The organism is Pseudoxanthomonas putridarboris (assembly GCF_038321125.1).
GTDB classification, from domain to species: Bacteria; Pseudomonadota; Gammaproteobacteria; order Xanthomonadales; family Xanthomonadaceae; genus Pseudoxanthomonas_A; species Pseudoxanthomonas_A putridarboris.
Map to the genome: position 1 here is coordinate 337,906 of NZ_JBBWWT010000002.1, position 20,119 is coordinate 358,024.

The following is a 20,119-nucleotide window of genomic DNA, read 5'->3' on the forward strand; positions in this document are numbered from 1 at the left end:
ACGCCCCGATTCCCGCCGGGATCGGCGGCATTTTCCGCCCTGCGTCACAGAGCGAAGAGGGAAGGGGGCGCCGCGCCGCCGAGCGGCTGGTCGTTGGGGGAAGGGTGCCGGGTGGGATTTCCGCCCCGGCACCCGGCGCGCATCTTGCGCGGGATGGTGCGGCTCATCGCCCTTCTTCCCGCATGCGGGGGCGGATCGCAGGCAGGCGCGCGCGCGTCCCGGCAAAGGAAAGGCCCGGGCAAGCCGGGCCTTCCTCCTACGCCACGGTCGGGCGCGGATTTACCAGATGACCACCTGCTGGTCGCCGGTGCGCGCCATCGGCGCGCCCGGCTTGCAGCTGAACGCCGCGGCGAAGGCCGGCAGGTTGGACGGGGCGCCGATCGAACGGATGCTCGACGGTGCATGCGTATCGACCACCAGTTGGATCTTCTGGTACTCGGGCGTGTATTTGTTGCGCCATACCGTGGCCCAGCCGAGGAAGAATCTCTGCTCGCGGGTAAGGTTGTCCAGCATCGGGTCGGCCTGGTCGCCGGTAGCCAGCTTCATCGCATCGTACGCGGTGGCCAGGCCGCCCAGGTCGGCGATGTTCTCGCTCAGGGTCAGGTTGCCGTTGACTCTGTCGCCGGTGCCCACTTCGTAGGCATCGAACTGTTCGATCAGCTTCCTGGTGCGGGCCTTGTAAGCGATGCTGTCGCTCTCGGCCCACCAGTTCTCGAATTCGCCGCTGGGACCGAAGCGCGAGCCCTGGTCGTCGTACCCGTGGGTCATTTCGTGTCCGATCACGGCACCGATGCCGCCGTAGTTGAGGGCATCGTCGGCGGCCAGTCCGAAGAACGGCGGCTGCAGGATGGCCGCCGGGAACACGATTTCGTTGGCCTGGGGGTCGTAGAACGCGTTCACGGTCTGCGGGCTGGTGAACCATTCGTCCTTGTCCACCGGCTTGCCGATCTTGCTCAGGTTCCACGCGTGGTTGAATTCCTTCGCGGCCAGCATGTTGGCCAGGAAGGCATCCGGTGCGGTCTTCAGGCCATCCCAGTCGCGCCACTTGTCCGGGTAGCCGATCTTGGGGGTGAAACTCTCCCACTTGGCGATCGCCCTGTGTTTCGTTTCGTCGCTCATCCAGTCCAGTTTTTCGATGCGCACCTTCAACGCGGTGCGCAGGTTCTCCACCAGGGACTCCATCCTCGCCTTGGATTCGGGTGGAAAGGCGACCTGCACGTACAACTGCCCCATCGGTTCTTCCACGTGACGGTTGATCTCGCGGAGCACGCGCTTCCAGCGCGGACTCTTTTCCTGCACGCCCGCGGCGACCTTCAGCAGGTCGGCCGCGGCGTCGGCGAAGGGCTCCGGCAGGAAGGGAACCGCTTCATGGATGACGTGGAAACCCAGGTAGTGCTGCCATTGCTGCACGGGGACGTCCGCCAGCATCCGGTCGTATTCCTGGTGGAAGGCGGGGACGGACAGGGAGAACGCCGCCGGCGGCTCGATGCCCTGGGCGCGGAAGAACGCCGTCCAGGAAAAGTTGGGCGTGAGTTTCTCGGCCTCCGCGATCGAGAGCGGGTGATAGTAGAGGGACACGTCGCGCGCCAGTTCCTCGCGGGATTTCGAGGCTTTGGCCAGGCGCGTCTCGAAGGACAGCACATCGCCGGCCTGCCGCGCCGCGCTGTCCGGCGTCCCGCCGGACAGGACCAGCAGCCGGGAGATGTAGACCAGATAGGCGTCGCGGATCGCCTGCTTGTCCGCGTCCAGGTACAGGCTGCGGTCGGGCATGCCCAGTCCGCCCTGTTCGGCATAGGCCATGTTGACGGTGGCGTCCTTGAAATCCGGATACGGCCCGAAAGCGAACAGGCGGACGCGGCCCTGCGCGGCGCTCCGGTACAGGTAACCTGCGATGTCCGCCGGGCTGGACAGGGTGCGGACGAGTTCCAGCTCGTCGCGCAGGGGGGCGATGCCCAGCGCGTCGAGCCGCTCCTCGTCCATGCCGCTACTCCAGAAGTCGGCGACGATCTTGTCCACGCCCGCTGCGTCGGGCCGGGCCGCCGCCTGTTCCGCCAGTTGCCGCTGTACGCTTTGCGAGCGTTCGATCAGCATGTCCCAGGCGCCCCACGCATACTTGTCCGCGGGGATGGCATTGGCCGCCAGCCACTTGCCGTTGGCGTAGCCATCGAAATCCACGCACGGTTCCCGGGATTCGTCGAGAGCGGCGGCATCGAATTCCACCAGCGGTGCCAGCTTTTCCGGGTCGAGGAGATAAGGCACGCTTGGTGCCTGCGTCGATGGCGGCAACTGTTCCTGACGGCAGCCGGCTACCGCTGTCGCCACGGCTGCCGACAAGAGAAGTACGCGGATTCCCTGTGTCATTTCGTGGCCCTCATTCACGGGGTCTCGAACGTTCTACGCAGGAAATGACGGAGCCCGGACATGCCGGGCTCCGTTGGTACCGCCAGTGCCGTAAACAGGCCTACCAGATCACGACCTGCTGGTCGCCTGCGCGCACCATCGGCTCGCCCGGCTTGCACGAGAACGCGGCGGCGAACGCGGGCAGGTTGGAAGGCGCGCCGATCGCGCGGAACTGCGCCGGGGCGTGCTCGTCGGTGGCGATGCGGTTCTTCAGCTCTTCCGGGGTGAAGTTGCGGCGCCACACCGTGGCCCAGTTGAGGAAGAAGCGCTGGTCGCGCGTCAGCCCGTCGGTCATCGGGTCCGGCGTGCCCTCGGTGGCCTTCTTCATCGCGTCGTAGGCCGTGGCCAACCCGCCCAGGTCGGCGATGTTCTCGCCCAGCGTGTGCTTGCCGTTGATCGCCTGGCCCGCGTCGGTGCGGTAGCCGTTGAACTGGGCGATCAGCTTGTCCGTGCGCGAGGCGAAGCCCTTGGCGTCGGCTTCGCTCCACCAGTTCTCGAACTTGCCGGTCGGCCCGAAGCGGCTGCCCTGGTCGTCGTAACCGTGGGTCATCTCGTGGCCGATCACCGCGCCGATGCCGCCGTAGTTCATCTCATCGGTGGCGTCGGGGTCGAAGAACGGCGGCTGCAGGATGGCGGCCGGGAACACGATCTCGTTCTGCAGCGGGTTGTAGTACGCGTTGACCATCTGCGGCGGCATGCCCCATTCGGTGCGGTCCACCGGCTTGCCGATCTTGCCCAGGTTCCACTTGTAGTTGAACTCCTGCGCGGCCAGCACGTTGCCGATGTAGCTGTCGCGGCCGGTGGTCAGGCCGGTCCACTCGCGCCACTTGTCCGGGTAGCCGATCTTGGTGGTGAACGCGGCCTGCTTGGTCAGCGCCTTGGCCTTGGTCTCGTCGCCCATCCACTCCAGGTTCTCGATGCGCGCCTTCAGCGCGGTGCCCAGGTTGGCCACCAGCGTTTCCATCTTCGCCTTGGACTCGGGCGAGAAGGCCACCTTGACGTACAACTGGCCCAGCGCCTCGCCGGTCTGGTTCTCGATGGTGGACAGCACGCGCTTCCAGCGCGGCTGGATTTCCTTCTGCCCGCGCAGCGTCTTGTTGTAGAAGTTGAAGTTCTCGTTGGCGAACGCATCGCTCAGGTACGGCGCGGCGCCATCGACGGTGTGGAAGCGCAGGTAGCTGCGCCAGATGGCGGCGTCGGTGTCGCCCAGCATCTTGCTGACTTCCTGGTGGAAGGCCGGGATGGCCAGCGAGAACTTCTCCTGCGGCGCCACGCCCTGCGATTCGAAGAACCGGGTCCACGAGAAGTTCGGCGTCAGCGCGTCCGCGTCGGCCAGGGTCACCGGGTTGTAGTACAGCGATACGTCGCGCGACATCTCCTCGCGCGACTTCGACGCCTTGGCCAGGCGCGTCTCGAATGCCATGATCTGTTCGGCCTGCCGCTTGGCGTCGTCCGCGGCCACGCCGGACAGCTCCAGCACGGTGGCGATGTGGGCCAGGTAGCCGTCGCGGATGTCCTTCTTGTCGGCGTCGAAGTAGAAGTTCTTGTCCGGCAGGCCCAAACCGCCCTGGAAAGCGTAGGCGAGGTTGGTGTCGGGCTTGTCGAAGTCCGCTTCGGCGCCGAAGCCGAACAGGAAGGCCTGGCCCTTGGCGGCGCTGTCGTTGAGGTACGCCACGATGGCGTCCTTGTCCTGCAGGCCGTCGATGGCGGCCAGCTCGGGCTGGATCGGCTCGATGCCCTGCGCGTTGACCTTGGCCTCGTCCATGCCGGTGGCCCACAGGTCGCCGACGATCTTCTCCACGCCGGTCGCCTCGGGGTGCGCGGCGGCCTGCTCGGCCAGCTGGCGCTGCACGGCGGTGGAGCGCTCGGCCAGCATCTCGAAGGCGCCCCAGCTGGTGCGGTCGCTGGGGATGGCGTTGGCGGCCAGCCACTTGCCGTTGGCGTAGCCGGCGAAGTCGGTGCAGGCGTTCTTGTCGCCGTCGAGGTCGGCCAGCTGGAAGCGGTTGACGCCCGGCAGCGCGGCTTCATCCAGCTTCAGCTCCAGCGCGGCGCTGTCGGCGGGCGTGGCGGTCGCGGCGTCTTCCTTCTTGGAACAGGCGGCCAGCGCGGCGGTTACGGCAAGCGACAGCAGCAGGATCTGGGGTTTGCGGGCAATCACGGTCTACTCCGGCCCCCTTGAGGAGGCAATGAAAAAAGGAAACCCCCATCGGGGGCGTGCGCGCGACTCTACGCCCCTGCACGCGTCGGCAGGTGTGTCGAAGGTCATGGGGGCGCCCCCTTAAACCGTCGGCGCAGGTGAATTTGAGCGCGTCGCAACGCGCCCGAATGGCGAACCAACGGCTTTCGGCGCCATGCCCCCCACACCCCCATACTTGCCCCGCAAGCAAGGAGGACAACCCCCATGCACGTCGAATTCCACGGCGCCGCCGGCGAGGTCACCGGCTCCATGCACCTGGTCCATGCGGCCGGCCGGCGCATCCTGCTGGACTGTGGCCTGATCCAGGGCAGCCGCGAGGCCGAGGCGCGCAATGCCGGGCCATTCCCGTTCGACCCCGCCACGCTGGACGCGGTGGTGCTCAGCCACGCCCACATCGACCACATCGGCCGCGTGCCGCTGCTGGTCAAGCGCGGCTTCCGCGGCCCCATCCACACCCAGCACGCCAGCGCCGAACTGATGCCGGTGATGCTGCTGGATGCAGCCTCGCTGTCCGAATCCGAAGCCGAGCGCGCCAACCGCGACCGTCGCCGCGGCGAACCCGAGGCGCAGCCGCTGTTCACCGCCGAGGACGCGCAGGCCACGCTGCGGCAGGTGCGCCCGCAGTCCTACGACGAACGCACGACGATCCTGCCGGGCGTGGACATCGCGCTGCGCGATGCCGGCCACATCCTGGGCTCGGCCATCGTCGAACTGTGGGCCGACGGCCGCAAGCTGGTGTTTTCGGGCGATCTGGGGCCGAAGGGCACGCCCATCCTGCGCGACCCGGCGGTGGTGCGGCAGGCCGACCTGCTGGTGATGGAATCCACCTACGGCGACCGCAACCACCGCGACCGCCCGGAGACGGTCCGCGAACTGGGCGACATCTTCGAGCACGCCTGGCGCGACCGCGGCAACGTGCTGATTCCCGCCTTCGCCGTGGGCCGCACCCAGGAACTGCTGTACTGGTTCGCCCGCCACTGGGACGCCTGGAAGCTTTCTCGCTGGCGCATCTTCCTGGACAGCCCGATGGCGGCCAAGGTGGTCAACGTGTACGCCCGCCACCACGGCCTGTTCGACGAGGACGCACAGGCGGTTTGGCGGCAATCGCCCAATCCGTTCCGCCTGCCCAACCTGCACGTGTCCGAAAGCACGCAGCAGTCGATGGCGATCAACCTGATCGAGAACGGCGCCATCATCATCGCCGGCTCCGGCATGGCCAACGGCGGCCGCATCCAGCACCACCTGAAGCACAACCTGGGCCGCCGCAACGCGCACGTGGTGTTCGTCGGCTACCAGGCCGCGGGTACGCTGGGCCGCCGGCTGGTGGATGGCGCGGCGTGGGTGCGTATCCACGGCCGCGACTACCGCGTCAACGCGCAGCGCCACACCGTCGGCGGCCTGTCCGCGCACACCGACCAGCGCGGCCTGATGGACTGGTACGCCCATTTCCAGCCATCGCCCCCGCTGGTCCTGGTGCACGGCGAGGACAAGGCGCGCGAAGCACTGGCCGGCGAGATCGGCGAGCGCCACGGCGTGGATGTCGCGTTGGCAAGGCCGGGAATGGCGATCGACGTGTAGGGCGGGCCCGGCCCACCGCTGGCGACGCATCCGGATGCCTTCCCGAATGCGCCCTGGCCGTTGTCTATCCGACCCGGCCCGCCACGGCCCCCATCGGCTCGTGCTCGCCGGTATGGCTGAAGCTGCGGTTGCGGCCGGCCTGCTTGGCCCGGTACAGCGCGGCGTCGGCGCGGTCGAAGACGTCTTCCGGGCCCAGCTCGTCGCCGGTTGGCTGCGTGGTATGGATGCCGATGCTGGTGGTGAACGCCGGCACCGCGGCCACACTGGCGCCATGCGGCCGGGTGGCGAGGTTGGCCAGGTCCACGTGGATGGTGGTGGCGATGGTGGCGGCGGCCTGCGCGGAGGTTTCCGGCAGCAGCACCGCGAACTCGTCGCCGCCCAACCGCGCCACCAGGTCGCGCGGCCTGCGCGCGCGGCTGCGCAGCACGCGCGCCAATGCCTTCAGCGCGGCATCGCCGGCGGCATGGCCCTGGGTGTCGTTGAGCTGCTTGAAGTGGTCGATGTCCATCACCAGCAGCGACAGCGGCTGGCCCGTGCGCCGCGCGACGCGCAGTTCCTGGTCCAGCGCATGGTCGAAGCGGTTGCGGTTGGCCAGGCCCGTCAGCGCATCCGATTGCGCTTGCTTGTGCGTGCGCCGCAGCAGCCGGTAGAGCCACAGGCTGGCGGCCAGGGCCAGCACCAGCAGGACCGGCACTGGTGAAAACCACAGGTGCGCGAAGCGTAGCAGCAGTACCGACAGCAGGCTCGCCAGTCCCATCGTCAGCACCGTGGGCCGCCACATGCGCTGCAGGCCGGGCAGACTGCACAGCAGCAATGGCAGCATCACGATCAGCATGGACAGCAGCGCCTGCCCGCCTTCCCGCATGGGCGTGATGGCGGCGTCCTTCAACAGCATGTTCAACAGGTTGGCCTGGTAGTCCGCGCCGCTGATGCGCGCGTTGGCCGAATGGCCGGGCACCTTGGCCTCGGTGCCCACGCCGGTGGCATTCATGCCCACGATCGCCCAGTGGCCGCGCAGCATCGTCGGCGGGATGCGCTGGTTCAGCACATCGGTGTAGGACACATGGCGGAAGGCATTCGGCGGATCGGCATAGGGGATCAGCACCTGATGGTCGCGCACCCACTGGTAGGGAGAGGCGTCCTTGTCGATGGAAGCCATCCGCCGTCCCGGCAGCTCGGGCGTGCCGCCGGGCGGGGTGTCCAACTGGTGCAACGCCAACGCCAGCGCCGGCCAGTGCGGCGAGCCCAGCCCGGCGCGCAGGAACACGCTGCGCGCCACGCCGTCGTCGTCCAGCATCATTTCCGAATGCCCCAGCGACGCGGCGGAGGCGGCGAACTCGGGGATCGGCATCAGCTCCACGCTGGGACCGTTGAGCTGCACCTGTTCGGCCAGTACCGGCAGCACCACGCGTCCGCTGCGGCCCAGGGCGCGCGCCAGCAGCGCATCGCCTTCCGGATCGAACAGCGCCGGTTCGGACAGCAGCACGTTGAATGCCACGCCCTTGACCCCGGCCAGGTGCAGGCGGTCGATCAGCTGCGCATGCAGGCGCCGCGACCAGGGCCAGCGGCCCAGTTCGGCCAGGCTCTTCTGGTCGATGTCCACCACCACGATGCGTCCGTCGGCGGCGGGGGCGGCGCTGCGCACCAGCACGTCGTAGACCCAGGCGTCCGCATTGCGGGTCAGGCCCGACAGCGTGACCAGCACGACCAGCGCGGCCGCGCCCACCGCCGTCAGCAGGCGGGTCTTGAACTTGGGTACGGGCGAAGGAGTACTCACAAGGCCAGCAGTATGAGCAAGGCGCCGGCGCCGATGCCAATCTTGCACAGGCGGCAAGGCACTTCCACGATCTGCGGCGGCGGCATCGGGCCTTCGAAGCCGTCCACGTCGATGGTCTGCGCGCGCAGGTACCAGGTGCCGGTCCGCAGGCGGGGCAGGGTGATCTCGGCGGTATCGACCGTCCGGTCGATCTGCGGCTCCTTGAAGTCGGCGGTGCGCGACATCTGGAAACGGTAGCGCTGCCCCGGCTGGCCGGCGGGCCAGCGGAAGGTCACGTCGCGCCGGCTCTGGCCGGCGGCGCTGCTGTCGATGTCGGTGACTTCGGCCAGGGGGCGCACGGTGAAGGCCAGGGCGTCGCTGTAGGGGCCGGCCTTGCCGCCGGCATCCACGCTGCGGATGCGCCAGGCGTACTCGCCGGGTGGCAAGGCGATCTCGGCGGACGTCCTGTCCTTCGTCGTGGCCTGCGCCACCGGCGCGGTGAAATCGCCGTCGCCGGCGATCTCGTACTGGTAGCCGGTGGCCGCCGGGGCCTTCGTCCATTGGAAGCGCACCGCCGACGTGCGCACCACGGCGGCCTCGGTGGGCGCGATGGTGTACGGCGGTTCCGGCTGGCCTTCGATGCGGAACGGGACCACGGCGTCCAGGCCTTCCAGCCCATCGGCGTCGACGGCGCGCACGCGCAGGAAGTAGGCGCCTTCCTCCAGTGTCGGCAGCGCAACGGTGGGCGTGGCGGTCTCGAGGTCGGCCAGCAGGGTGTCGAACCGACGGTTGTCGGCCACCTGCACGCGATACTGCCGGGCGTTTTCCACCGCGGGCCAGGCCAGCTCGGGCTGCGCGCGGACATGCGTGGGCGCCACGCGGGACAGGTCCGGTGCCGGCAGCAGGGCGACCGGCTTGATGGCGGCCTGTCCGGCGGCGACCACGGTGCCGTAGCCGCGTTTCACCAGCGCGCTGTTGCGCGGCGAGCTGACGGCCACACGGCCTTCCAGCACTTCGGTGTAGGTGACGGCCTGGCTGGACTCCACCCGGAACTGCGTGCCGCGCACGGCGGACGATGCGCTGGGCGTGTCGACGATGAAGGAGGCCGCCGGACCGCGGGTGGGGCGCACTTCGTTGCTGATGCGGCCCCGTTGCAGGCGCAGGCGGGTGTCGGCCATGCCGGAGCGGCCGAAGCGGGTCAGGCGGTCGAGCAGCAGTTCGCTGTCGCCCAGCAGCATCAGCCGCGAGCCATCGGCGAACTGCAGGCTGAGCGAGGCTTCGGGCGATGTCTTCAACACGGCGCCGGTACCCAGCGACATGCCCGCCGTGATCGGCGCATTCTGGCCCTTGTCCGTTGCGACCGCATCGCCGCGCACCGCGACGACCTTGGCCCGCGCCGGCTGGCGGTTCAGCCAGGCCAACGGGATGCGCAAGGTGGAGCCCGGCGGCAGCTGGTAGGGGTTGGTGATGCGGTTGTATTCCTGCAGCCGCTGCCACGGCACGTCGGGCTTGAGGTATTCGCCGGCCAGGTCCCAGATGGTGTCGCCGGGCCGCACGCGATAGGCCCAGTCCTCGGCAAAGGCGGGCAGGCAGGCGATCCACAGTGCGATGAGCAACGCCACGCGCTTCCCGGCCCGCTGGATAGAACCGACGTCCTTCAAGTGATCCCCCTGGTGGAAAATGTTGCAGCGGTCACAATTATAGGGGAGGACGGCCCGGGAAATGGCCGGTTGCGGCAATGGATTGCGTGGACGTCCCACACCTCCCCGCCGGCATTCTGCATCCGGACGGGTGCAAGCGCATGACGGCCGGTCGGGAGATGGGCGCGGGCACGCCCCACGGGCGGGCCGGGCCAGGGAGGGGCGGGGCTTCGGGGAGTCGATGCGCCCGCCTCGTCCCCATGGCCCGTTTAATGTGACTACAAACCCGGGCCGGACCGCCTCGGCCGATGTCCGCATCCCCGTCCCTGTGCCGGCGTGGAAGGGCAACGCGTCCGCGCGATCTCAATCCGCGGCGGCTTCCGCCCGCAGTTCGCGCTCGCGGGCTTCGCCCAGGTAGCGGCGGATGCCGTGGCGCATCAGGTACAGCAGCGGGATCAGCGCGACGGCCGCCAGCATCTTGTAGGCGTAGTTGACCGAACTGACCGCCAGGAACAGCGAGGTCGGCCACTTCTGCGGCCCCAGCACGAAGGCGATCCAGATCACCACGAAACTGTCCACCAGCTGCGAAACGGCGGTGGAACCGGTGGCGCGCAGCCACACCCAGCGCTCGCCGGTGGCGTTGCGGATGCGGTGGAACACCGACACGTCGATCAGCTGGCCGATCAGGAAGGCGATGATGGAACCGACGATGGACCACATGCCCTGGCCGAAGATCGCCGCGAACGCGGCCTGGTAGTCCGGCACGCCCTGGTCCTGCGCGGCCGTCACCCACCAGCGGGCCGGCGCCGCGGCGATGGCGAGGAAGGCGAACACGAAGCCGAACACGATCAGCGCCACCGCCAGCCACGAGATGAAGCGCACGCCGCGCTTGCCGAAGAACTCGTTGATGGTGTCGGTCAGGATGAAGACGAACGGCCACAGCAGCGTGCCGACGGTGAAGTTCAGCGAACCGCTCCGGCCGAACAGGTTCCACTCCAGCGGCGCGATGCCCAGGGTGTCTTCCAGCGCGAAGATCTTGACGCCGATGAACTCAGCCAGCACCGCGTTGACGCAGAAGAACGCGGCCAGCGCGATGAACAGCTTGACCGCGCGATCGTCCAGCGTGCGGCCCACGGGCATGCGGTCAGCGATCTCCGGCGCGGGTGAACGGCATCGCCTCCGGCGCCACCGCGCCACCGGAGATGATGAAGCTCATGGCCTGGTCCACCGTCCAGTCGGTGGGCGTCAGCAGTTCCACGGGCACGATCTCCAGGTAGCCGGAGGTCGGGTTGGGCGTGGTGGGCACGTAGACCGCGGCCAGTTCGCGGCCGGTGCCTTCCTCGCGCATCACCCGCGTCACCAGGCCGACCGACTTCATGTCCCGGTGCGGGAAATCGATCAGCACCACGCGCTGGGTGCTGCCGGGCTGGGTCTGCAGGATGTCCAGCAGCTTGCGCGCACTGGTATAGATCACGTTGGCCAGCGGGATGCGCGCGACCAGCTTCTCGAACCAGCCCAGCAGCCGCTGCCCGATCACGCGCCGGGTCAGCGCGCCGACCGCCAGGATCACGAACAGCGTGGCGATCATCGCGATGGTGTTCTGCACCCACACGCCGTTGAACCAGCCCATGGATTGCGGGAAGCTGGCCGCGATCTGGTGCGACAACGGCTCCACCCATGGCTTGCTGATGCCGGACAGCAGCACGAAGACGAATTTGATCACCACCCACGTCAGCCAGATCGGCAGCAGGGTCAGCAGGCCGGTCAGGAACAGCTTCTGCAGGGAGGGGCGGGGGGCGTGGGAGTCGGGGGGCATGCCGGTATTGTAGGGTTACGCGGGCATCGGGCTGTATAGCCATAGGGCCTGTTGATGCTATTGGGATAGGACACTGGCGTCGGGGGGAATGGAATGGGCAGGGTGTTCAAGTGGGGCGGGATCGTCGTTTTCGGCCTGGTGGTGTCGGTCGCGCTGCTTTACGCGGTGAGCCGGTCGATGCCGGTTCCGGAGCGGGAGGCCGCCGCGCTGGCGATGCTGGATGCGCCCGACCCGCTGCCCGGCAGGAACGGATTCGCCGCCGTGTGGCTGCTCGCCTACGACGTGCCGATGGAGCAGGCGGAGGATTTGCTGGAGCGGGAGGCCGCCCGCTTCGCCGCCACGCCGGTCCCGGATGGCGGCGACGATTCGGCGGTCTTCACGCCCGTACTGGATTCGCTGCCACGGCTGGACGAGGGGCTTGCGGACTCCACGCTCGAGTGCCGGTCCAACGAGACCGGTTGCCTGGACAAGGTGCGTGCGTCGTTGCCGGAGTACGAAGCCCGGATCGAACAGCGTGGGAAGATCGCCTCGCGCGTGGCGGCGCTGGATGCGTACGACTACTTCCGCAGTCCGTTCACGCCGCGCTTCGACATGCCGATCCCCGCCTACCAGTGGCTGACGCACAACCTGTCGGTGCATGCGCATGCGTTCGTGCGCGGCGACGCCGCGCTGGCGCTGGAGGGCGTCTGCCGCGATGCCTCGATCGCTCGCAAGCTAATCGCCAGCGGCGATACTCTCATCGGCAGCATGATCGGCGCCGCGATGATGAAGGGAGCGAGCCGTCTCTTCGTGGAGATGCTGGCGGAGCTGCCCGCCGATCACCCCGTTCCGGCCGGATGCGGGCGCGTGTTCAGACCCGACGGCGCCATGGCGGCGGGCATCTGTCCGACGATGATCGGGGAAGGGCGGTTCGCCACGGGCAGCTTTCGTTCCCTGGGCCAGGGACAGATCGAACCGCGATGGAGCGCGGGCCTCCTGTTCGATGTCGAGAGGACCGCGGCACGCGTCGCGCCGGATTTCACCTGGTTCTGTGGCGAGGAAGCGCGTGGATTGATCGGCACGGACCGGCCGCTGCATCGTCCCGGGCCACCGCCATCGCGCTGGTCCCTGCGCTGCGCGTCCAACGCCATCGGTTGCATCCTGACGGATATCCAGGCCCCTGCGTACACCGACTATGGCCTGCGGCTGCAGGATGCCGAAGCGCGCCAGCAACTGGTCGCCAGCTGGTTGTGGTTGCGCGACCACGCGGCCGACAAGGGCTCGCTCGCGGAGCGGCTGGCGTCGCGGCCGGAAGCGTTGAAGCGCGCCAGTCGCGACATCCGCGTCGGCAAGGACGGCAGGACGCTGGCGATCGCGATGTACGAACGATCCAACGGCGACGCGTGGCAGTTGCCGGTGCCGGGCTGGATGGCCGGCGAGCCGCTGCCCTGATCAGCCGGCCGGCCCGCGCGCTTCCGGCTTGAGGCGCACGTAGATCTGCTTGCGCACGCGGGCGACGACTTCGTTCCGCGCGTTGAACACGTCCACCGGCATCCAGCGCAGGTGCTTCTGACCGTCGGCGGCTTCGGCGCGGATCTCATCGAGCACCACGTCGTCCAGGCGGAATTCGGCGTGCACCGTGCCCTTGCCGGGCTTCACGAACTCGATCTCGCCGGCCTTGTCCCACACGTAGTAGTCGCGCCCCAGGCGTTCCTTGGCCAGGATCATCCAGAACGGGTCGGTCATCGCGAACAGGCTGCCGCCGAAGTGCGTGCCCACGTAGTTGCGGTTCCAGGGCCGCATGCGCAGTTCGACGCGCGCGAAGCTCCAGTCGTTGGCCATCTCGGTGACGTGGATGCCGGAGAACAGGAAAGGCGGCCACAGGTTGAAGACGTGGCGCAGGGTGCTGGGTTTCATTCGGTGCGGTTTCGGGCAGGAGAAGGGAAGGCGTGCTGCGCGCCGCGGATCAGAACAGCAGCGACGACATCTTCCGGCGGTACTGGCCCACCAGCGCCTCATCCTCGATCACCCGGAACGCATCGATCAGGCTCTTGCGCGCCAGTCCGTCCCCGAACGCGCGGTCGCGCCTGAGCATCTCCAGGAACTGTTCCAGCGCGGCTTCCGATTCGCCCGCCACCAGGTGGTGCACGCCCAGCAGGTGGCGCGCGCGCAGGTCGTCGGCGTTGGCCGCGATGGCGGCCTGCAGCACCTCGACCGGCGGTGCGTCCTTCAACGCGGTCGAAAAGCCCAGCCGCGCACGCGCGCTGACCGCACGGTCGTCGGTGGCGAGGTTGGCCGGCAGGCCGTCCAGCAATGTCTCGGCTTCGGCGGCGGCGCCGATCTTGAGCAGCGCCAGGGCCAGGTCGAGCTTCAGTTCGGCCTTGTCCGGTTCGGCTTCCACGGCATGGCGCAGCGCCAGCACCTGCGCATGCGGGTCGACGGGAGCGGCGTCGGCCACGTCCTCCTCGGCGGCTTCGGCCGGCTCGATGCCGTGCTGCTTCAGGAATTCGCGCAACTGGCCCTCCGGCAGCGCGCCGGGGAAGCCGTCCACCAGTTGCCCGCCCTTGACCAGGAACACGGTCGGCACCGAGCGGATCTGGAACGCAGCCGCGATCTCCTGCTCCTTGTCCACGTCCACCTTGGCCAGCTCGAAGGCGCCGTTGTATTCGCCGGCCAGCTTTTCCAGGAGCGGCCCCAGCGTCTTGCACGGCCCGCACCACGTCGCCCAGAAATCCACCAGCACCGGCACCTGCAGGGATTTCTGCAGGACCTCGGCCTCGAAAGTCTCGGTGGTGGCGTCGAAAACGTGGGGCAGATCGCTCATGGGGGTCCCGGGTTCAGGTTTGGCGCTGAGATGGTGTCGTGCGAGGCAGGATACAAGGTGATGTAAAAAGTGTTTGACATCACTTGCGTCGAATGTAATCTATAACGGACATAGAGTCCGTTGAAGGTGACACCATGGTGCTACGGCATGGCGGTCCCAGCCTTGGGCAATGCCGGCACCGCCGTAGTGCTGTTCGTCTTCACATCGCCAACCTGCTGGTCCTTGTCCTGAATGGAGGATGGTTGTGCGAGTACGCGGCCACGATGGTGATGGACTGGACGGACAGGAGGGTGTGATGGAAAGCGAAGGAGCCGTATCGTTGAGCAAACAGGAAAAGTTGGCACGGCTTGGATTGGCCGTGTCGCTGGCGGGATGTTTCTATCTGGCGGTTCATCTCTTCCCGGTATCCGTGCTCCCGATCGAGGGACCCGACCCGGATACGGCATCGACGGCCGCGCGCCTGATGATCCTGTTCCTGCTGGCCGCGTACTTCATCAAGCGGCGCGATGCGTCTCCGCTCGCCGACGAGCGCGACAGGTCGATAGAGGCAAGGCGCGCCAATGCCGGATATATGTCCCTGGCGCTGATGATCGTCGTCTGCGCGACGCTGGGACTGGAGGGTTACGACGTCTTCTGGCGATCAAGATCGCCGGCTTGGCTGGGAAGCGGGCTGATGTTCCTGATGTTTGCTTCTTTGGTCATTCACTCGCTGGTGGGAGTGGTTCACTATTGGCGCGACCGCCGATGACCGGCACCCCCATCACCAACGACATCCGCCGCCTGCGCTTCGAGCGGGGCGAGATGACGCAGCAGGCGCTGGCGGATGCGTGCGGGGTGACGCGGCAAACTATCATAGCGCTGGAGGCGGGGCGCTACGCACCCTCACTGGAACTGGCGTTCCGCATTGCGCGGACCTTTGGCGTGGGCGTGGAAGAGGTGTTCCGTTGGGAAGCGAAATGAAACGCTGGCTGCCGCATGCCGGCATCGCCGCCGCGGTGTTGTTCATCGCCGCACTGGTCGTCTTCGGCCTGTCGCTGCAAGGCTATTCGCACGCGCTCCATCCGGTCGCCGTGCTGGGTGCGAAAGGCATTCCCCATGCCCTGGCGTTCAACCTGGTCGCCTTCGTGGTGCCGGGCATGCTGGCCGGCGTGGTGGCGATGGACTTGCGCCAGCGTCTGCCGCGCGATGCGGGTTGGCCGATGCGCGTGGGGTCGCAACTGGCGTTCCTGGCGGCGCTGGGGTTCATCGCGCTCGGGTTGCTGCCGCTGGATCCGTCGGACCTGCACAACAACGCCAGCAGCCTGCATGCGACCGCGTGGATGCTGTGGTGGGTGGCGTTCGTGCCGGGCGCGCTGTTGCTCGCTGCAGGTCTGCGTGGACGCGGAGGATGGCGCCTGCTGGCGTGGGCCAGCGTGGTCGCCGCGCTGCTGGTGCTGTTCGTGGCTCTGCTGGCAGTGGAACTGATGCCTGCCGGCGCCGCACAGCGGCTGGGCTATGCGGCATGGCTGGGCTGGCTGTGTGTCGCGGCGCGGGGATCGCGGTAGCGCGGCGCCTGCTGGGGAGGCGGGCGGAGTCATGCCTCACCGGAATCTCCGGTCGGGGCTGAAGCCCTCCTGCAGTCCAGCCATCCCTGTAGGAGGGGCTTCAGCCCCGACCGGGCGTCATGAGGTACGCCCAAGGCCGGCCGCTCCACAGTCGGGCGCGCTGCGGGGCGCCCATCATCGCGATCATCGGGCAGGGCTAATCGAGGCGCGGCAGCCGGTAGACCTTGCCGTCCTTCATCACGAAGTCGACGCCCAGCACGGCGTCGATGTCGGCGACCGGATCGCCGGGCATGGCGATGATGTCGGCGCGTTTGCCGGCTTCCAGCATGCCCTGGTCGTCCACGCCCAGCACTTCGGCGGCGCGGATGGTGGCGGCCTGCAGGGCGACGCTGGCCGGGATGCCGGCTTCCACCATGTAGAGGAACTCCCGGGCGTTGTCGCCGTGCGGGCCCACGCCCATGTCGGTGCCGAAGGCGATCTTCACGCCGTTGCGGTAGGCCTTGGCTGCGGTTTCCTGGATCTGCGCGCCGATCCGCGCCGCCTTGGGGCGGACCACGGCGGGGAAGTAGCCGTCTATCTTCGCCTTGTCGGCGACGAAGCGGCCGGCGTAGATGGTCGGCACGTACCAGGTGCCGTGCTGCTTCATCAGCCGCATGACCTCATCGGTCATGTAGGTGCCGTGCTCGATGCTGGTCACGCCGCCCAGGATGGCGCGCTTCATGCCCTCGGTGCCGTGCGCGTGCGCGGCCACCTTGTAGCCGTAGTCGTTGGCGGTATCGACGATGGCCTTGACCTCCTCGACGGTGAACTGCGGTGCGTCGCCGGATTTTGCGTAGCTCAGCACGCCGCCGGTGGCGGTGATCTTGATGACGTCGCTGCCTTCCTTGTAGCGCTGGCGCACGGCCTGGCGGGCGTCGTCGAGCGAGTTGATGACGCCCTCGGTGGGGCCGGGCGGACCGATCAGGTGCGACAGGCGGTCGTTGTAGCCGTTGGTGGGGTCGGCATGGCCGCCGGTGGTGGCGATGGACTTGCCGGCGGCGAAGATGCGCGGGCCCTTCACCAGGCCCTGGTTGACCGCATCGCGCAGGTGCGGGCTGACTTCGCCGCCCAGGTCGCGGACGCTGGTGAAGCCGGCCATCAGGGTCTTCTCGGCGTAGCCGACCGAGCGGTAGGCGTAGTCCACCGGGTCCAGCCGGAAGCCTTCGGAATAGCTCTGCGGGCTGGATTCGCTGCCCAGGTGCACGTGCAGGTCGGTCCAGCCGGGCAGGCAGGTGCGGTCGGACAGGACGATGGACTCGGCGTCGGCCAGCTTGACCCGGCCGGGCAACACCTCGGCGATCCGACCGTCGCGCACCACTACGGTGTGTTCGCCCAGGACCCGGCCGCTGCGGGCATCGAACAGCTTGCCGCAATGCAGGGCCTGAGTGGCGGGCGCGGCCGGCTCGGCGGCATGGACGGGAAGGGCGGTCAGACTGGCGAAGGCGACGGCGATCAAGCGTGGCGGCATGCGGGTTCCCCGGGTTTCGACCGGGCCATCCTAACCCGTGGCATGGCGGCCCATGGTGCGCTGCGGTACCCTTTAAGGCTTTGCCGTAGCCGCGTCCGCACGCTTTCGCCATGTCCACTGCCGCCGAACCCATCCCCTACGATCCGAAATCCGTCGAGTCCCATGCCCAGGCCTTCTGGGAGGACCGCCGCGCCTTCGAGGTCGACGAGCAGTCCGACAAGCCCAAGTTCTATTGCCTGTCGATGCTGCCGTACCCATCCGGCGCGCTGCACATGGGCCATGTGCGCAACTACACCATCGGCGACGTGATCAGCCGCTACAAGCGCATGACCGGCCACAACGTGCTGCAGCCGATGGGCTGGGACGCGTTCGGCCTGCCGGCCGAGAACGCGGCGATCAAGAACAAGACCGCACCGGCCAAGTGGACCTACGCCAACATCGAGCACATGCGCAGCCAGCTGAAGTCGCTGGGCTACGCCATCGACTGGTCGCGCGAGTTCGCCACCTGCAGGCCCGAGTACTACGTGCACGAGCAGCGCATGTTCACCCGCCTGCTGCGCAAGGGCCTGGCCTACCGCAAGAATTCGGTGGTGAACTGGGACCCGGTGGACCAGACCGTGCTGGCCAACGAGCAGGTCATCGACGGCCGCGGCTGGCGCAGCGGCGCGCTGGTGGAGAAGCGCGAGATCCCGCAGTGGTTCCTGCGCATCACCGACTACGCGCAGGAACTGCTGGACGGCCTGGATACGCTGGAAGGCTGGCCGGAATCGGTCAAGACCATGCAGCGCAACTGGATCGGCCGCTCCGAAGGCCTGGAGATCGCCTTCGCCGTCGAAGGCGGCAGCGACGTGCTGAACGTGTTCACCACGCGGCCGGACACGCTGATGGGCGTGACCTTCGTGTCGATCGCCGGCGAACACCCGCTGGCGCTGAAGGCGGCGGCGTCCAACCCGGCGCTGGCCGCGTTCCTGGAAGAACTCAAGCACGGCGGCGTGTCCGAGGCCGAACTGGAAACGCAGGAAAAGCGCGGCATGGACACCGGCCTGAAGGCCGTGCATCCGGTCACCGGCGAGAAGGTGCCGGTGTGGGTCGCCAATTTCGTGCTGATGGGCTACGGCACCGGCGCGGTGATGGCGGTGCCGGGCCACGACCAGCGCGACTTCGAGTTCGCGCATAAGTATTCGCTGCCGATCCAGCAGGTCATCGCGCTGAAGTCGCCGCGCAACGAGGAAGAAAAGACCTACGACCCCGACACCTGGCGCGACTGGTACGGCGACAAGGCCCGCGACGACCTGGAACTGGTCAATTCGGGCGAGTTCGACGGGCTGGACTACCGCGGCGCCTTCGAGGCGCTGGCCGAGCGTTTCGAACGCAAGGGCCAGGGCCAGCGCCGGGTCAACTACCGCCTGCGCGACTGGGGGGTCAGCCGCCAGCGCTACTGGGGTTGCCCGATTCCGGTCATCTACTGCGCCAAGTGCGGCGCGGTGCCGGTGCCGGATTCGCAACTGCCGGTGGTGCTGCCGGAAGACGTGACCCTGGACGGCGTGAAGTCGCCGATCAAGGCCGACGCCGAATGGCGCAAGACCACCTGCCCGGAATGCGGCGGTGCGGCCGAGCGCGAGACCGACACCTTCGACACCTTCATGGAGTCCAGCTGGTACTACGCGCGCTACACCTCGCCCGGCGCGAAGGACATGGTGGACAAGCGCGGCAACTACTGGCTGCCGGTGGACCAGTACATCGGCGGCATCGAGCACGCCATCCTGCACCTGATGTACTTCCGCTTCTACCACAAGCTGCTGCGCGACGCGCGGCTGGTGGACAGCGACGAACCGGCGACCAACCTGCTGACCCAGGGCATGGTGATCGCCGAGACGTTCTACCGCGACAACGCGGACGGTTCGAAGGACTGGATCAACCCGGCCGACGTGGAGATCCAGCGCGACGACAAGGCGCGCATGGTCGGCGCCATGCTGAAGGCCGACGGCCAGCCGGTGAAGCTCGGCCCGGTCGAGAAGATGTCCAAGTCGAAAAACAACGGCGTGGACCCGCAGACGATGGTGGAGAAGTTCGGCGCCGACACCGTGCGCCTGTTCTCGATGTTCGCCGCGCCGCCGGAACAGTCGCTGGAATGGAACGAGGCAGGCGTGGAAGGCATGGCGCGCTTCCTGCGCCGTCTGTGGACGCAGGTGCACAAGCACGTCGTCGACGGCACCGCGGTGCCGGCGCTGGAGGTGGCTGCGCTCGATGCCGATCAGAAGGCGCTGCGCCGCAAGACCCACGAGACCATCGACAAGGTCGGCAACGACTACGGCAAGCGCCACAGCTTCAACACCGCCATCGCCGCGGTGATGGAACTGTCCAACGCGCTGGGCAAGTTCGACGACGCCAGCGCGCAGGGCCGCGCCGTGCGCCAGGAAGCGCTGGAAGCGGCGGTGCTGCTGCTCAACCCCATCACCCCGCACGCCAGCCACGCGCTGTGGCAGGCGCTGGGCCATGAGGAGACGCTGCTGGAGGACGTGCCGTTCCCGCAGGCCGATCCGGATGCGATGGTGCGCGATTCGGTGACGCTGGCGGTGCAGGTGAACGGCAAGCTGCGCGGCACCATCGAGGTCGCGGCCGATGCGCCGCGCGACCTGATCGAGTCGCTGGCCAAGGCCGAACCCAACACCGCCAAGTTCCTGGAAGGCAGCACGATCCGCAAGGTCATCATCGTGCCGGGCAAGATCATCAACATCGTGGCGGGCTGACCTGAATTGTAGGAGCGGCCTCCGGCCGCGAGCTCTTCGCCCCGGATTTGCAGGAAGGCACTCGCGGCCGGCGGCCGCTCCCACCGGGTCTTGCCCCGGCGTTCACCTCCGGTCCGGCTAGGCTATTG

General features: G+C 68.0%; 15 protein-coding genes. 6 read left to right on the plus strand and 9 right to left on the minus strand.

Annotation, left to right across the window (positions count from 1 at the left end; genetic code table 11):
* Nucleotides 1–279: 279 nt before the first annotated feature.
* Together AAD027_RS05580 and AAD027_RS05585 are read right to left on the minus strand one after the other, a co-directional pair.
* Entirely contained in the window at nucleotides 280–2,361 is a 2,082-nt protein-coding gene (locus AAD027_RS05580) for a M13 family metallopeptidase (RefSeq protein WP_341725026.1), read from the minus strand.
* A 100-nt stretch (nucleotides 2,362–2,461) separates the two neighbouring features.
* Complete coding sequence (locus tag AAD027_RS05585) at nucleotides 2,462–4,534, minus strand: M13 family metallopeptidase (RefSeq protein WP_341725402.1); 2,073 nt, start codon at nucleotides 4,532–4,534, stop codon at nucleotides 2,462–2,464.
* Between the two features lie 267 nt (nucleotides 4,535–4,801).
* Here AAD027_RS05585 and AAD027_RS05590 point away from each other — a divergent pair, with 267 nt between their 5' ends.
* Complete coding sequence (locus AAD027_RS05590; protein WP_341725027.1) at nucleotides 4,802–6,175, plus strand: MBL fold metallo-hydrolase RNA specificity domain-containing protein; 1,374 nt, start codon at nucleotides 4,802–4,804, stop codon at nucleotides 6,173–6,175.
* A 64-nt stretch (nucleotides 6,176–6,239) separates the two neighbouring features.
* On the opposite strand, the gene AAD027_RS05595 is transcribed toward AAD027_RS05590, so the two are convergent.
* From AAD027_RS05595 to AAD027_RS05610, 4 genes are all read right to left on the minus strand, one after another.
* Entirely contained in the window at nucleotides 6,240–7,952 is a 1,713-nt protein-coding gene (locus AAD027_RS05595) for a CHASE2 domain-containing protein (protein WP_341725028.1), read from the minus strand.
* Nucleotides 7,949–9,553 (minus strand): FecR domain-containing protein, encoded by a 1,605-nt coding sequence (locus AAD027_RS05600; RefSeq protein WP_341725029.1) that lies wholly within the window; start codon nucleotides 9,551–9,553, stop codon nucleotides 7,949–7,951. Before AAD027_RS05600 ends, AAD027_RS05595 begins: the two co-directional genes overlap by 4 nt.
* Nucleotides 9,554–9,934: 381 nt before the next feature.
* Nucleotides 9,935–10,711 carry a queuosine precursor transporter gene (locus AAD027_RS05605; RefSeq protein ID WP_341725030.1) on the minus strand — a complete coding sequence of 259 codons (777 nt, stop codon included), beginning with the start codon at nucleotides 10,709–10,711 and terminating at the stop codon, nucleotides 9,935–9,937.
* A gap of 4 nt (nucleotides 10,712–10,715) precedes the next feature.
* Nucleotides 10,716–11,387, minus strand: coding sequence for a DUF502 domain-containing protein (locus AAD027_RS05610; protein ID WP_341725031.1), 672 nt, complete (start codon nucleotides 11,385–11,387; stop codon nucleotides 10,716–10,718).
* A 93-nt stretch (nucleotides 11,388–11,480) separates the two neighbouring features.
* Between AAD027_RS05610 and AAD027_RS05615 the strand changes: the two genes are divergently transcribed.
* A complete protein-coding gene (locus AAD027_RS05615; protein ID WP_341725032.1) occupies nucleotides 11,481–12,818 on the plus strand; it encodes a hypothetical protein in 1,338 nt (445 codons plus the stop codon).
* Here AAD027_RS05615 and AAD027_RS05620 read toward each other — a convergent pair whose 3' ends face one another.
* Both AAD027_RS05620 and trxA read right to left on the minus strand, forming a co-directional pair.
* Nucleotides 12,819–13,283 carry a DUF4442 domain-containing protein gene (locus AAD027_RS05620; RefSeq protein ID WP_341725033.1) on the minus strand — a complete coding sequence of 155 codons (465 nt, stop codon included), beginning with the start codon at nucleotides 13,281–13,283 and terminating at the stop codon, nucleotides 12,819–12,821.
* Between the two features lie 49 nt (nucleotides 13,284–13,332).
* Entirely contained in the window at nucleotides 13,333–14,190 is an 858-nt protein-coding gene (trxA, locus tag AAD027_RS05625; protein WP_341725034.1) for a thioredoxin, read from the minus strand.
* Between the two features lie 295 nt (nucleotides 14,191–14,485).
* Here trxA and AAD027_RS05630 point away from each other — a divergent pair, with 295 nt between their 5' ends.
* The 3 genes from AAD027_RS05630 to AAD027_RS05640 are packed head-to-tail and all read left to right on the plus strand — an operon-like array spanning nucleotide 14,486 to nucleotide 15,734.
* Nucleotides 14,486–14,938: a hypothetical protein gene (locus tag AAD027_RS05630; RefSeq protein WP_341725035.1), complete on the plus strand. Its 453-nt coding sequence runs from the start codon at nucleotides 14,486–14,488 to the stop codon at nucleotides 14,936–14,938.
* Nucleotides 14,935–15,150, plus strand: coding sequence for a helix-turn-helix transcriptional regulator (locus AAD027_RS05635; protein ID WP_341725036.1), 216 nt, complete (start codon nucleotides 14,935–14,937; stop codon nucleotides 15,148–15,150). The genes AAD027_RS05630 and AAD027_RS05635 overlap by 4 nt, the downstream gene beginning before the upstream one ends.
* The gene (locus tag AAD027_RS05640; protein WP_341725037.1) at nucleotides 15,147–15,734 is read left to right on the plus strand and encodes a DUF998 domain-containing protein; all 588 of its coding nucleotides are present in this window, start codon (nucleotides 15,147–15,149) and stop codon (nucleotides 15,732–15,734) included. Before AAD027_RS05635 ends, AAD027_RS05640 begins: the two co-directional genes overlap by 4 nt.
* A 196-nt stretch (nucleotides 15,735–15,930) precedes the next feature.
* Here the strand turns inward: AAD027_RS05640 and AAD027_RS05645 are convergent, their stop codons facing one another.
* On the minus strand, nucleotides 15,931–17,241 hold the full coding sequence (locus AAD027_RS05645) for a metal-dependent hydrolase family protein (RefSeq protein WP_341725038.1): 1,311 nt from the start codon (nucleotides 17,239–17,241) through the stop codon (nucleotides 15,931–15,933).
* Between the two features lie 110 nt (nucleotides 17,242–17,351).
* Between AAD027_RS05645 and leuS the strand changes: the two genes are divergently transcribed.
* Nucleotides 17,352–19,991: a leucine--tRNA ligase gene (gene leuS, locus AAD027_RS05650; protein ID WP_341725039.1), complete on the plus strand. Its 2,640-nt coding sequence runs from the start codon at nucleotides 17,352–17,354 to the stop codon at nucleotides 19,989–19,991.
* Nucleotides 19,992–20,119: the final 128 nt, after the last annotated feature.

What these genes read in the sequence shown, in the direction of transcription:
- AAD027_RS05630 (WP_341725035.1), top strand. Translation starts at nt 14,486, where the DNA reads ATGGAAAGCGAAGGAGCCGTATCGTTGAGCAAACAGGAAAAGTTGGCA.
- leuS (WP_341725039.1), top strand. Translation starts at nt 17,352, where the DNA reads ATGTCCACTGCCGCCGAACCCATCCCCTACGATCCGAAATCCGTCGAG.
- AAD027_RS05610 (WP_341725031.1), bottom strand. Translation starts at nt 11,387, where the DNA reads ATGCCCCCCGACTCCCACGCCCCCCGCCCCTCCCTGCAGAAGCTGTTC.
- AAD027_RS05645 (WP_341725038.1), bottom strand. Translation starts at nt 17,241, where the DNA reads ATGCCGCCACGCTTGATCGCCGTCGCCTTCGCCAGTCTGACCGCCCTT.
- AAD027_RS05605 (WP_341725030.1), bottom strand. Translation starts at nt 10,711, where the DNA reads ATGCCCGTGGGCCGCACGCTGGACGATCGCGCGGTCAAGCTGTTCATC.
- AAD027_RS05590 (WP_341725027.1), top strand. Translation starts at nt 4,802, where the DNA reads ATGCACGTCGAATTCCACGGCGCCGCCGGCGAGGTCACCGGCTCCATG.
- AAD027_RS05620 (WP_341725033.1), bottom strand. Translation starts at nt 13,283, where the DNA reads ATGAAACCCAGCACCCTGCGCCACGTCTTCAACCTGTGGCCGCCTTTC.
- trxA (WP_341725034.1), bottom strand. Translation starts at nt 14,190, where the DNA reads ATGAGCGATCTGCCCCACGTTTTCGACGCCACCACCGAGACTTTCGAG.
- AAD027_RS05635 (WP_341725036.1), top strand. Translation starts at nt 14,935, where the DNA reads ATGACCGGCACCCCCATCACCAACGACATCCGCCGCCTGCGCTTCGAG.
- AAD027_RS05640 (WP_341725037.1), top strand. Translation starts at nt 15,147, where the DNA reads ATGAAACGCTGGCTGCCGCATGCCGGCATCGCCGCCGCGGTGTTGTTC.
- AAD027_RS05580 (WP_341725026.1), bottom strand. Translation starts at nt 2,361, where the DNA reads ATGACACAGGGAATCCGCGTACTTCTCTTGTCGGCAGCCGTGGCGACA.
- AAD027_RS05615 (WP_341725032.1), top strand. Translation starts at nt 11,481, where the DNA reads ATGGGCAGGGTGTTCAAGTGGGGCGGGATCGTCGTTTTCGGCCTGGTG.